Source organism: Acinetobacter sp. P37 (assembly GCF_057480965.1).
The window spans coordinates 18,078-31,988 of the sequence record NZ_JBLIYY010000004.1; the positions used below are offsets into that span (position 1 = coordinate 18,078).

Annotated in this window: 10 protein-coding genes and 1 tRNA gene; 4 read left to right on the forward strand and 7 right to left on the reverse strand. The window is 38.3% G+C overall.

Going from position 1 to position 13,911, the window contains the following annotated elements:
* Nucleotides 1-253: 253 nt before the first annotated feature.
* Nucleotides 254-1,633: a WS/DGAT/MGAT family O-acyltransferase gene (locus AC25JC_RS04700; RefSeq protein ID WP_180115426.1), complete on the reverse strand. Its 1,380-nt coding sequence runs from the start codon at nucleotides 1,631-1,633 to the stop codon at nucleotides 254-256.
* 167 nt (nucleotides 1,634-1,800) lie between these two features.
* Nucleotides 1,801-2,535, reverse strand: a complete 735-nt coding sequence (locus tag AC25JC_RS04705; protein ID WP_180108050.1) for a phosphoadenylyl-sulfate reductase — start codon at nucleotides 2,533-2,535, stop codon at nucleotides 1,801-1,803.
* Nucleotides 2,536-2,735: 200 nt separating this feature from the next.
* Here AC25JC_RS04705 and thrH point away from each other — a divergent pair, with 200 nt between their 5' ends.
* Nucleotides 2,736-3,353, forward strand: a complete 618-nt coding sequence (thrH, locus tag AC25JC_RS04710) for a bifunctional phosphoserine phosphatase/homoserine phosphotransferase ThrH (protein WP_078189978.1) — start codon at nucleotides 2,736-2,738, stop codon at nucleotides 3,351-3,353.
* 73 nt (nucleotides 3,354-3,426) lie between these two features.
* Here thrH and AC25JC_RS04715 read toward each other — a convergent pair whose 3' ends face one another.
* The 5 genes from AC25JC_RS04715 to AC25JC_RS04735 all read right to left on the reverse strand — a co-directional run bounded on the left by AC25JC_RS04715 (nucleotide 3,427) and on the right by AC25JC_RS04735 (nucleotide 10,041).
* Nucleotides 3,427-4,803 (reverse strand): outer membrane protein transport protein, encoded by a 1,377-nt coding sequence (locus AC25JC_RS04715; RefSeq protein WP_249682993.1) that lies wholly within the window; start codon nucleotides 4,801-4,803, stop codon nucleotides 3,427-3,429.
* Nucleotides 4,804-5,177: 374 nt separating this feature from the next.
* Entirely contained in the window at nucleotides 5,178-6,398 is a 1,221-nt protein-coding gene (locus AC25JC_RS04720; RefSeq protein WP_486923546.1) for an OmpP1/FadL family transporter, read from the reverse strand.
* 305 nt (nucleotides 6,399-6,703) lie between these two features.
* Nucleotides 6,704-7,963, reverse strand: coding sequence for an OmpP1/FadL family transporter (locus AC25JC_RS04725; protein WP_180092267.1), 1,260 nt, complete (start codon nucleotides 7,961-7,963; stop codon nucleotides 6,704-6,706).
* 543 nt (nucleotides 7,964-8,506) lie between these two features.
* A tRNA-Arg gene (locus AC25JC_RS04730) sits at nucleotides 8,507-8,579 on the reverse strand.
* 73 nt (nucleotides 8,580-8,652) lie between these two features.
* Nucleotides 8,653-10,041, reverse strand: coding sequence for an amino acid permease (locus tag AC25JC_RS04735; protein WP_111885597.1), 1,389 nt, complete (start codon nucleotides 10,039-10,041; stop codon nucleotides 8,653-8,655).
* 330 nt (nucleotides 10,042-10,371) lie between these two features.
* Between AC25JC_RS04735 and prpF the strand changes: the two genes are divergently transcribed.
* From prpF to AC25JC_RS04750, 3 genes are all read left to right on the forward strand, one after another.
* Nucleotides 10,372-11,562, forward strand: a complete 1,191-nt coding sequence (gene prpF / locus AC25JC_RS04740) for a 2-methylaconitate cis-trans isomerase PrpF (protein WP_111885596.1) — start codon at nucleotides 10,372-10,374, stop codon at nucleotides 11,560-11,562.
* A gap of 208 nt (nucleotides 11,563-11,770) precedes the next feature.
* Complete coding sequence (locus tag AC25JC_RS04745; RefSeq protein ID WP_180115423.1) at nucleotides 11,771-12,748, forward strand: GGDEF domain-containing protein; 978 nt, start codon at nucleotides 11,771-11,773, stop codon at nucleotides 12,746-12,748.
* Between the two features lie 130 nt (nucleotides 12,749-12,878).
* Nucleotides 12,879-13,787: a polyprenyl synthetase family protein gene (locus tag AC25JC_RS04750; protein ID WP_486923547.1), complete on the forward strand. Its 909-nt coding sequence runs from the start codon at nucleotides 12,879-12,881 to the stop codon at nucleotides 13,785-13,787.
* The last annotated feature ends 124 nt before the right edge of the window (nucleotides 13,788-13,911 follow it).

A 13,911-nucleotide genomic window follows, 5' to 3' on the forward strand; every position in this document is an offset into this window, starting at 1 on the left:
ATATTTAATGCGCTAAAATTTTATAAATAATGGAAAATAAATTTAATTATCAGTGTGTATCTACAAGTCATAATTAAACAATAACAACGGATTTGTTCACCTAAATTTTAGCTTATACACATAAATTACTCCAAAAAATTAATCAAAGTTCAAATACTAAAAACCCATCTACATTGTTTAATTTAGACGGGTTTTTAATTTTTTGGATGGTTCAATCTGCTGATGAACTGATACTAAGTTGTGAAGCAGGCGGTTAGCTAACCGCCTGTAACTTTGGGGAATCTTGATTCACAATAGCTTCAAATCGTTGAATTTCTTCTTCCAAATGCGACAGTAAATTTTGCATTTTTGGCAGTGCATTACGACATGCAGTTAGACCCACTTCAAGCTTATCTAAATAGCTAGTCATAGTGATATTAAGCGCTTGACCATCTAACACTATGGACGCTGGGTAGAGCGCTTCTAAACGTGCACCATTCCAATATAACGGCTCTTGTGGGCCGGGAACATTCGAAATGACCAAGTTAAAGGCCTGACGTTTTGGCATAAAGCCAGATGCAATATTTAAACCTGCTGCACTGTAGACAAAAGCACTGTAGTTTAAAATTTGATTTGAGTTCATCCGCTTAAAGCGTTCTTTGGCATTGAGCACACTACGACGCACAATCTTCAACCGTTCTAGAGGATCTTCTTTATGGGTACCAAGATTTGCCAAAATCATGGTAATACGGTTTGACATATCTGAATCGTCTGTACGAACAGATGCAGGCACCATGGCAATCAATGGCTTTTTAGGTAAAGCATTTTGTGTAATTAAATACTCACGTAATGCACCTGAACAAATTGCGAGCACAATATCGTTAATTGTTACACTAAGTGACTTGGCAATATGTGACAAACGTGAAAATTCAAAAGACTGAGCAGCGAAACGACGTGAAGAACTGACCCGTTGGTTTAATATTGAACTCGGCGCTTGGAAGCTAGATACATAATCTGGGTTACGCCCCATATCTTTCATTACAGTTTGTGATAGTTCATACAAAACTCGTGGAGTTGAGTCAAGTTGTCCCTTAATGGTCGATAACAAACCTTTCATACGACTGACTTTAGGCTGCTTCAGGCGTTTTGCACGGGGGCCCTCAACACACCATGGCGGCACGATACTTTTAGCATCTGGGTCATGTGAAAGTGATTTTTCAACTAAACGCATACCTGCAATGCCATCGACCATCGCGTGGTGGATTTTGAAGTACATGGCAAAACGATTGCCTTCAATGCCTTCAATAATATGGCAAGTCCAAAGCGGTTTTGCACGGTCAATCAGCGCACTGTGTTCTTGAGAAATATAAGTCAAAAGTTCACGAATACGACCGGGATGCGGCAGTGCGATATGGCGGAAGTGATGATCTAAATCAAACTCTTCGTCTTCATCCCAAAAGAAGCCGTTGAGTTTATTGTTAAAAGGAGGAATAGGAATGGATTTTGAATTACGAATATCTGCGACTAAATCTTGAATAAAAGTATCTGGTGCATTGTCAGGGATCTGAAATAAAAATAGACCACCTACGTGCATCGGTTGTTGCCGTTTCTCTAAATTTAAGAATATGAAATCAATAGGATGTAATGGACGCATAGCGTTGATTGCCTCACTGCAATTTCTACAGCTGCTCATGTATGAGTAGCATTGTTAGAATTATTAAATTGTCATTTGCAGTATAGCGTTTTTACGTTGAAATGATACGGAATTATGTGTATCGATGCGTTGAAAAAAACCACTGCTATGCAGTGGTTTTGTGCTCTTTATTTTTTCATGTTGCCTGCGTGTAAGCCGCATTCTTTATGGGTTGCATCTTCCCACCACCAGCGACCTTCACGTTCATGTTGATTCGGTAAAACAGGTCGAGTGCATGGTTCACAGCCTATCGAAATAAAGCCACGTTCGTGTAGTGGATTATATGGAATTTCCATGAGACGGATATAGTTCCATACATCAGCGCTAGACCAGTTTGCCAAAGGATTGTATTTAATTAATTGCTTGCCCGCACCTGAAAAACCTGGGTCAGCTTGTACCACTGGAATTTCATTACGTGTACCAGGGCTTTGGTCCTTACGTTGACCAGTGATCCAGCCATCTAAAGTGGCTAGTTTTTTACGCAAAGGTTGTACTTTGCGGATACCACAGCATTCTTTATGTTCATCTTGATAGAAGCTAAAAAAGCCCTTTTCTGTTACTAGTTTTTGTACCGCATCACTTTCTGGGAAACAGATTTCGATATCAATTTTATAATGTTTACGGACAGTATCTAAAAATTGGTAAGTTTCAGGGTGTAAGCGACCGGTATCTAAACTAAATACACGAAATGGAATCCCTAAGTTCGATGCAAGATCTATCAGTACAACATCTTCTGCACCAGAAAAGGAAATCGCAACTTCACCTTGCTGGCTTAGCGCAAGTTTCATAATCTCAGAAGGTGATTTATCTGCATATTCGGATGCAAGTGCATCGACAAGGTCAATAGTAGGGATGGTAGTCATGAATGTCCTGGCTATAGGCTTGGAACGTTAAAACCTATATTAATTTATTTCAGAACTATTTTAATTGAAATGCTAAAACACACTTATCACTAAAAAATAGATACTTATGAAAAAAATAGATTTAAAAAAGAACAATGCATTTTTTTATTCTTCCGCTATGATATTGAAAAAATTTTTTCACTTAACAGAGGGTAGAGTGCATGGAAGTCGTTTGTTTAGATCTAGAAGGGGTTTTAGTACCTGAAATTTGGATTAATTTTGCGAAAAAAACAGGCATTAAAGAACTTGAAGCAACGACTCGTGACATTCCAGATTACGATGTGTTGATGACTCAGCGTTTAAATATCCTAAAACAACACGGTTTGGGTTTAAACGATATTCAAGACGTAATCGCAGATATGGGGCCATTTGAAGGTGCAAAAGAGTTTGTAGAGTGGGTACGTACACATTTTCAATTAATTATTCTTTCAGATACTTTCTATGAGTTTGCACATCCATTAATGCAGCAACTTGGTTGGCCAACGATTTTCTGTCACAAGTTAGAAACTGATGAAAATGGCATGATTAGCGCTTATAAGCTTCGTCAACCTGATCAAAAACGTAAAGCCGTTCAAGCATTGCATGGGTTAAACTTCCGTGTGATTGCAGCAGGTGACTCTTATAACGATACGACGATGCTCGGTGAAGCAGATGCGGGTTTCTTATTTGATGCGCCTGACAATGTGATTGCGGAGTTTCCACAGTTCCCACCGATTCATGGCTATGCCGCTCTGAAAGAAGCGATTCGTAATGCTTCTGTTCGTGATATTCCAGCTTAATTCTGAATAGCAAATTATAGAAAAGGGCGCTTATAGCGCCCTTTCTTGTTTAATCCAAAGTTTTTAAAGCAACTTAGAAACGGTAACCAATTTTCAAGCTATAACCAATTGCATCGTTATCTTCAAAGTTTGCAGCATATTCATCTGTACCGAAATGACTTGCAACTTGTGATTTTGCATCACCTAGCCAGAAGTACTTAACACCGGCTTGTACAAATGTTTGTGGTGTTGGACTAAATTGTCCACCTAAACCGAGGCTCCAATAACCCTCTGTTGGGCCAAGAGTCGATACAGGGTTACCAGCCCCAGAGTCCCAACCAACCATGACTGTGCCAGCCCATTGTTCATTAAACTTACGTCCGACACCCACATTCGCCGAAATTTGATCCTTCTCGTAGGCAACTAAATCAAAGCCACGTGGGTCACCAATTACTTTGTTTGTTAGAGCAGATGCTAATTGACCAAATTTATTTGGGCGTATTTTAAATTCCGACCAATCTACCCAACGCAATTGAGCAAATGCTACTGTATTGGCCATAATCCCCGTTTGAAAATCTAAATTTACAGACTGTGGTGTGGTTACATCAGTTTTACCCTCTTTAAATTCATAACCATCTACCATAGGTTTAATACCACCTAAGCCGCCCATCAGGGAGTTAGCTGGCATAACTTCATCAGGAGTTACACTATGCTCAATCTCCGAGCGGTAAGTAACAGATGCTTTAAGTGCAATTTCCGGTATTTGAAAAGCAAAGCCAGCAAGCCAACCAACAGAAGAATCTTCTGCTATACGAGCTTCATAACCATTAAATTTATCTTTAGTACCTTGAATTGTGGAGTTCAAACTGCAAGCGCTAATCGGACAGTTAACTCCTCCAAATGGACCATAAGCAGAACCACGTAAAGTCACATCACCTTTAACTGTCTGATAAACTGGACCTGCATAAATATTCCAATTTTCATTTGGTTGGTATCCAAAAATAAATGATAAATTTTGTGTATTTACATCAACGGATGTTGCTTCATCTCCGACAGTAAATGCGCCAACTTCATTGGTTTTGAGTGAAACACTATCGGTTTGACGTTTATCATTTGTTGAATATTTTGCTTTAGCACCAAAAGGCTGGTCGTAAATTAATCCAAATGAAACATTATCTGTCATTTGTACTTTTAATGCAGCATTGTAGAAATGATAGCTCTCTGCCATATCACCAAGTTCAGTACCTTGAATTGATTTTGCTGTATTTGCACCACCACCTGTAACTGTATAATTATCTTTTAATTTGCCAGAAACATCGGCATCTAAAACTGAAATCCCTGCTTCAAAATAATTACCCGGTTGTAAAAATGCAGAAATTGACTGCCCAGAGCGATCCATTGCTGCGGCAAACACCCCGGTCGTAGGTACGCTGGCAAATAAAATGGCACTTGTTAATGCTTTTAAGTTCATTTTTCTACTTTCCTAGTATAAAAAACGCGTCAATGCGTTAATAAAAATATGAGATATGTAAATTATTTTTAATCATATCCATGTGCGAAAAATATCATAAATAAAAAAAGAGTAAAGACTCTAAAATTGAACTAATAGTATAAAAAAGTCATTGTTTTTATTTATTTTAGAGTTAAAACTTTAAAATATTTATTTAAGTTACTGTTATACAAATAAATACTTTTAAATTAAATATTAAAGTTTTTATAGTTTGTTTGGCTAAAAAACGCTCTATATACTGCTTAATAAATATAATAAATTGTGAAATACATCACATGTTGAATATAAAAAAGCCCCAAAATGGGGCTTTATTATATTACAAAATATAACTTGTATTAGAAGTTGTACCCGACATTTAAACCATAAGCAATTGCGTGGTTATCTGCGAATGTGCCTGCAGGGGTATGTGCGCCCGTTACAGCATCTGCATCACCCAACCAGAAATATTTTATACCAGCACCGATGAAGTAATTTGTAGCAGGAGAGAAGCGTACACCTGTACCAATATTCCAATAACCTTCAGTTGGACCTAATGTTGTCACAGGGTTGCCTGCTCCAGAGTCCCAACCGATAGATACATTTGCAGCCCAACGATCTGTAAATTTACGACCAACACCAATGTTTGCAGAAATTTGATCATCTTTATAATCAATTAAGTTAAAACCATTTGGCTTAGTTGGAACCATACCAGATTGACCGAGTGTTTCACTAAGTTTTCCAAACTTGTAAGGTTGTACTTTAAATTTTGACCAATCTACCCAACGTACATTTGCAAATGCAACAGTGTTTTCCATAATACCTGTTTGGAAATCAATATTTACAGACTGTGGAGTCGTTAGCTCAGTTTCACCTTTTGCAGAGTTTATAACAGTCATTGCACCATTTAAAGCGTCATTTCCAGTCATTCCTACAGCATTAAAACGCTCATAGGCATTCATTTCATGATCAATTTCAGAGCGATAAGTTACAGAGGCTTTAAGCGCAATTTCTGGAATTTGATATGCAACACCCGCTAACCAACCAACGGATTCATCTTCACCTGTTCTAAAATCATATCCATTAAAAGCAGAATATGTTTTACCACGTAGAAGTACTGTGCCATCTACTGTTTGATATACAGCACCTGCATATACGTTCCAGTTCTCATTGGGTTGATAGCCAACCAATAAACTTAGATTTTGTGTATCTACAACAACAGATGTATTTCCTTGAAAAGGCAATGGATAGTTTTCAACAAAGTTATTTTGGCCAGTATATTCTGCATCTGCACCAAAGGGTTGGTCGTAGATTAAACCTACTGAAATTTTATCTGTCGCTTGGATTTTAAGTGCTGCATGAGGAAAATAATAATCACCCGCCATATCTGAAGCACTGTTTTTATCAGTGTCTTGTCCTGATACATTTGGATCTAGAATTGAAATACCAGCTTCTGCATAGTTACCAGGTTGTAAGAATGCAGAAATTGATTGGCCTGAACGGTCTAAACCACCAGCAATCGCTGTAGTTGCAGGCATTAAACTGATGATGATGGCTTTTGTAAGACGGTTAAGTTGCATACATTTTCCCTGTTTGTAACTTTTGATGTTATTTCAATGTGTGGAAAGTAACATAAATAGAAAAACAGTAAATAAGAGTTGCTACTCTAAAAATGAACTGTATAAGTTAAAAAATAAGCAATGCTAGAGTAATTATTCTAGAAGGTGTTATTTATGTTTATGATTTATAAATAAAAAAATAGAGTATTTAACTTAATGTTTATCTTTGAACTTAAAAAATTCAAATGCTCAATCTATGAACATTTGAATTAAATTATTTTTACAATAGTAGATTGGATATATTTCCAATCTACTAATACCGAGAATTAGAAGCGGTAACCGATTTTCAGACCGTAAGCCCATGCATCGTTATCTTCAAATGATGCTACTGATTCATTTGTACCAAACATTGATGCAGGTTGTGCTTCAGCATCACCTAACATGAAGTATTTAACACCACCTGCGATAAAGTAGTTAGGCGCTGGGCTGAATTGTAAACCTAAGCCAACGTTCCAGTAGCCTTCAGTAGGACCAAGTGTTGATACAGGGTTGCCTGCACCAGAATCCCAACCTACAGAAACGTTACCAGCCCATTGTTCACTCAATTTACGACCTATACCAACTGTAGCATTGATTTGATCGTCAGAATAAGCAACAAGGTCAAATCCACCAACAGGACCACGACCAAGGGCACCTAATGTTTCAGATGCTTTACCAAAAGCGGTTGGGCGAATTGCAAAATTTGACCAATCTACCCAACGTACATTTGCAAATGCGACAGTGTCGGCCATGATACCAGTTTGAAAATCAAGGTTAACAGACTGCGGTGTGGTGATCTTAGTGTCAGCACGCGTTGAAAAAGCACCGCCTAGTAGAGCACTGCTTCCAGTTTCAGTGGTTGCAGCTTCATGATCAATCTCAGAACGGTAAGTAATAGAGGCTTTTAAAGCAATTTCTGGGATTTGGTAAGCTAATCCTGCCAACCAACCAACGGCACTATCTTCTTTCATATTTGCATTATATAAACCGAGAGCTTGGTTTGCGCCATATGCAATACCACGTAGTTGAACATCGCCTTTTACTGTTTGATAAACACCGCCGCCGTAAATGTTAAAATTTTCAATTGGCTGAAAACCTAAGATCATCGAGATATTTTGGGTGTTAACTTCGACTTCAGTCGTTTCGCCCATTAGTTGGAATGCGCCTGGGTTACCTGCGACTGGCAATGTTTTATCTGTGGCACTATATTTAGCTTCTGCACCAAAAGGTTGATCATATAGTAAACCAAAAGAAAAATTATCAGTAAGTTGTAATTTTAATGCTGCTTGTGGAAAATAGTAATCACCCGCCATGTCATCTAGTGATGTATTAGCAAGAGCTCCTAATGTTGGATTGCTTGCAGGAGCAGTGCTGTTCATCTTCCCAGAAACATTCGGATCTAAAACTGAAATACCTGCTTCAAAATAGTTCCCTGGTTGTAAAAATGCAGAAATAGATTGCCCTGAACGATCTAGTGCTGCTGCAAAAGCACCTGTCATTGGAACTGAAGCAAGAATCATGGCTGTAGCTAAAGTTTTTAATTTCATTCTTCGTCATTCCTTGAGATACGAATTTGATTTTTATGGTTACTGCATATATTCGTTATGGAAAACTTTTTAATACTCTTGGGCTTAATTGTTACTCCATGTGACAAAAATAGCACAATTAAAATAAGAGTAAATGCTCTAGATTAAAAAATATGATTGAAAAACGAACTATTTAGAGTAAATGTACTAATTAATACATATAACATTTTGATTATTATTTAATATTTTTAGTTACTGCATTATTTTCTAAACCTAAAAATAATTGAAAAATATTTTCATATGGGCAGTCATAAATTGATTTTTTGGCCTTATAGACCACGCCATGTGTCGTTTTTTGCATTGACAAATAGATGGTTAGGGAATCTAAAGGTGCTATTCAATTCTTCTTAAAAAACAAAATCTCAAGAGTAATATCAGTAAAAACAAAGATTAAGTTAAAAAAATTAGATATGAATTTTGAATTTAGATTTAAGAATTCTGAATTTAGTTTTATTGATAAATGTGAGTTGAAAAAATCAGAGAGGTGAGGTGTCCAAAAAATTGTGCGCTCTGCGGGACTCGAACCCACGTCGGTCGCTTAGGAGGCAACTGCTCTATCCAGTTAAGCTAAGAGCGCAAGACGGAGGCTAATGTACTCCTATTTTAGCTAAAAAAAAAGTTATTGCCGAAACAATAACTTTTTAAATTACTTAGTCTTTATGAACTTCATTGGGGTCAATGTCGCTCAAATCTTTAGGATTAAGATAGTTAAACATTAATAACATGACTGTAATCCAAACAGGGATCATCAGAACAGATTCCATAAAGCCCTGAGTCCACATAATAAATAGAACTAAAGCAATAAAGATCAGAACGATGTAGTTGCTGACTGGTGCCCAAAGTGCAGGATATGAGGTTTTAAAATTCAAAATACGTTTTGCACGACGGAACTGTAAGTGAGTCATGGTAATCATCGCCCAGTTCAGGACAAGCGCACCAACAACAACATACATTAAGTGACCAAGTGCATCTTCAGGTACGAAGTAGTTTAAGAGTACACAGCCGAAAATCAATACTGCAGAAAGTAATACTGCTGGAATTGGCACGCCACTTTTGTTAGTTTTTGCGAAAACTTTTGGTGCATTACCTTGCTTCGCCAAGCTGTAAAGCATACGGCTATTGGCATACATACCGCTGTTATAAACAGACAGTGCTGCAGTTAGGATAATGAAGTTCAGTAAATGTGCAGCCCAATCAATACCCAGTTGGCTAAAGATCATCACAAATGGACTTTTGTCTAAACCACCTAGTTCAAGCTGATTCCATGGCACAAGTGACAATAGAATAGTCAAAGAACCCACGTAGAAAATCAAAATACGAAAAACAACTTGGTTAATTGCTTTTGGAATAGTTTCTTTTGGATTTTCAGCTTCCGCTGCCGCCATACCAATCAGTTCAATACCACCGAAGGCGAACATCAAGAATGCCAGCATGAAGAATAAGCCTTCAAAACCATTTGGGAAAAAGCCGCCCTGACTCCATAAGTTGGTAAATGATGCTGTTGAGTTAGCATCTGCAGTCAGTAGCAAATACAAACCGAATACGATCATCGAAATAACTGCAGTGACTTTAATAATCGACAGCCAAAACTCAGATTCACCATAAAACTTCACATTACCTAAGTTTACTAAGGTAATAATCACGAAGAAGAACAATACAGATGCCCACGCTGGAATATGAGGCCACCAGTAATTGATGTATTTCGCAACAGCGGTGAGTTCTGTCATTGCCACTAAAATATAGAGAATCCAGTAGTTCCAACCTGTTAAGAAACCTGGAAATTTCCCCCAATATTTATATGCAAAATGGCTAAATGAACCCGCTACAGGTTCATGGACGATCATTTCACCCAACTGACGCATAATTAGAAAGGCGATCAGACCGCCAATGGCGTAGCCGAGAATAATGGATGGTCCAGCAGATTGAATCACATGCGCTGAGCCCAAGAATAAGCCTGTACCAATTGCACCACCCATGGCAATCAATTGAATATGACGATTCTTTAAGCCACGCTTGAGTTCGGAGGAATTGGTAGTCAAGTTACTCTTCCCGAGAATGGTTTAATTTTGGTAATTGTAATGTATAGAGAATGAATAGCCTAGTAGCTCAAAATTTATGAAAAATATTTATATATTTAATAACCTATTTTTCGTTTTAAATGCTGAATTAAAAATTTATGAATCAATAGATTAATTTTATTTTAATTGAAATTCTGATGCTTGGCTTTATATGGAAAAGGTATCGAATGTTGTTTTTTTATACTTAAGTCATGTGATTGTTAAAAATTCAATTAAACATTGTATGATGCAAAAGCGCAGAAAAGAACGCTCTGCCAAAACACAATGATAAAGATTAAGGATTCAATAAAAATGAGTTTTGCTCCCCAAATTAAGATTGCAGCGACTTATATGCGTGGTGGTACTAGTAAAGGTGTATTTTTCAAGCTAGATGATTTGCCGCTTGCAGCACAACAAGCTGGAAAAGTTCGCGACCAACTTTTATTACGTGTGATTGGCAGTCCAGATCCTTATGGCAAACAAATTGATGGGATGGGTGGAGCTACATCAAGTACCAGTAAAACCGTGATTTTGGCAAAAAGTTCACAGCCTGAGCATGATGTAGATTATCTATTTGGACAAGTGTCGATTGATAAAGCATTTGTCGACTGGAGTGGTAACTGCGGAAACTTAACGGCAGCGGTTGGTGCATTTGCCATTTCAAATGGTCTGGTTGAGGCATCACGTATTCCTGAAAATGGTTTGTGTACGGTTCGTATTTGGCAAGCCAATATTCAAAAAACCATTATTGCGCATGTACCTATTACTGATGGTGCAGTACAAGAAACTGGTGATTTTGAACTAGATGGTGTGACCTTCCCAGCAGCCGAAGTTCAAATTGAATTTTTAGACCCCGCAGATGATGGTGAAGATGGCGGCGCTATGTTCCCTACAGGGAATTTGGTCGATACCTTAACCGTACCCGATGAAGGCAGTTTCCCTGCAACATTTATTAATGCAGGCATTCCAACCATTTTCTTAAATGCAGAAGATATTGGTTATGTCGGCACTGAACTGCAAGATGCGATCAATGGTGATGCCAAGGCATTGGCCCGTTTTGAAAAAATCCGTGCTTATGGTGCGCAGCAAATGGGTTTGATTTCAGATATTGCTGAAGCAGAACAGCGTCAACATACCCCAAAGATTGCATTTGTTTCAAAGCCGAAAGCCTATACATCTTCGAGTTCTAAACATATTTCAGAACAAGATACGGACTTATTGGTTCGTGCCTTATCAATGGGGAAACTGCATCATGCCATGATGGGTACAGCGGCAGTTGCCATTGGTACAGCTGCGGCGATACCGGGGACGCTTGTGAACTTAGCCGCGGGTGGTGGGGAGCGAGAAGCTGTGCGTTTTGGACATCCATCTGGGACGCTACGTGTAGGTGCGCAAGCAATTTATGAAAATGGTCAGTGGGTCGTTAAAAAAGCCGTGATGAGCCGAAGTGCGCGTGTCTTAATGGAAGGCTGGGTGCGTATTCCTGGGGATAGTTTAGATTAAGCATTTAACATCGAATTAGAAATCAGCCTCTGCTTTGCAGGGGCTTTTTTTTTGCCTTTATCTTTTATATGAATAAGCAAATCATGAATTGGTATATATTTTTATATAATATGAACTGCATTTAATATTAGAAAGTTTCTGTGATTTATGTCAGATTAATTTTGTTAGCATTTTGCGTAGCTTTACCCTGAAAAAAAGTAGCGAAACCATGCTTAAAAAAGACTTAATAAAATCGGACCTACCTACTGAACAATTGGCTGTATTAGAAGCGTTGCCAATGCCTGCTGCGTTATTTTCTGCGACAGCTGAGCTGATATGCGCCAATCAAATATTTAAACATCGATTTCAGTCAGACTTACAAGAGATCGTATTAAATCACGTGTCTGTGATGCAGCAAAAGACCAAAGCCACAAGTTCTGAGTTTGATTTACGCTGTTTAGAGAACGATAGCATTGAACCCTTTATGTATAGTGAAAATGAACGGCATTATTGGTTCACGCTCAAACCAAAGTTTCAACAAAGTGGGGATTTGGAACATGTACTGTTGTGCTGTGCGGACATTACAAATTTAAAGCAAGTCGAATTATCACTGTTGAAACATAACCAACAACTCGAACAACAAGTTTATTTTGATTATCTGACAGGGATAAAAAATCGACGAGGTTTTGATTTAGATCTTTCTCAGTGGCAAAAAAGCTTCGCGGTTGAACAAGCCAATGAAATTTGTTTGATGATGCTCGACTTAGACAATTTTAAGCAAATCAATGATATCTACGGTCATGCGTTTGGCGATGAAGTTTTAAGAAAAAGTGCGCAGCTTTTAAGGATGCAAATTAGTCAACATGCAGATGCACAAATATATCGCATGGGTGGGGAAGAGTTTGCAATGATTTTGCCACGCACGGCTATATCGACTGCATGTTCGATTGCACAACAATGTTGTGAGCAAATCTATGCTTCTTCGATGAATTATGCGGATAAGGCTCTACAACTGTCTATCTCATGCGGAGTGGCTTTGTGGGATGGTACGGAGTCATTTTTTGAAACATTGGCACGTGCCGATCAGGCTTTATATCAAGCCAAGAAAGGCTCGAAAAATTGTACCTGTTTTAATGATGGACAAAATGTGGCGCTATTTGAGGAAACGACATTTAAAAAACCATCAAATTGTGGGAAAAACACATAGATTTAGGCCGTAACATAGAGAAAGATCTGAGAAAGCAGTATGATGCAACAGGTCAAAATTGACAGAAAACATTGGCAATCAATTTGCTAATGAACGAAGCAGTTAAATATTTAAAGTATTTGAGGTGAATGTGTCTTCTTTAACAGACGTTTCCACACATGCCCTGACAGAAGCGCAGCAGCGTATTCAGCAGGATTTACTGACAGCGCTTGATGCATTTTCAATTCCAGAACCCTTAAAAGGGGCGGTGTATCATGCTGTGATGTTGGGTGGAAAACGTGTTCGACCGGCACTTTGTTATGCAACAGCAGCGTTAAAACCCAATACAAATTTTGCAGCCGTACGCCGTGCTGCAGTGGCGATCGAATTTATTCATTGCTATTCATTGGCACACGATGATTTGCCGTGTATGGACAACGATTTACTCCGTCGTGGTCAACCAACCTGTCATGTGGCTTTTGGTGAAGATACGGCTTTACTTGCTGGCGATATTTTACAATCGATGGCTTTTGAAGTTTTAGGCAGCCGTCTCTTTGATCAAGGCCCAGCCGTTGAAGCGCCGATCATCTTAAAGCAAATGCAAATTTTAGCGACTGCAACTTCCAAAATGGTCAATGGCCAAGTTCTAGACTTACAAGCGGAAGGCAAGCATGTCAGTCAGGATGAACTGGAAAATATTCATCGAAATAAAACTGGTGCTTTAATTTCTGCTGCAATCATGATGGCTGCAGTGACAATATTTAATGGCACAGATCAAGCCATTCCTAAACTCCGTGAATTTGGTCTCGCGATTGGTTTAGCGTTCCAAGTTCAAGATGATATTTTAGATATTATTGCTGACACTGAAGCATTGGGTAAAACAGCGGGTAAAGATCAACAAGTGGATAAATCCACATATCCTGCGTTAATGGGTCTCGAGCAAGCGCAAGCTTATGCAGAAGAATTACATGCACAAGCACTTCAAGCTTTGGATTATTTTGCAGAAGATCCGGCAGAATTACACAAGATCACGCAGTTTTTATTAAAACGTCAAAGTTAATATGACGTAGTAAAGACATTAGCCCACACATTTAACATGTTGTGGGCTTTTTTTATATCAAGTACATTTGGAACAGAAGTCAAGAAACCTCTAAGTAATATCTAAATGGATGACATGATAAAAA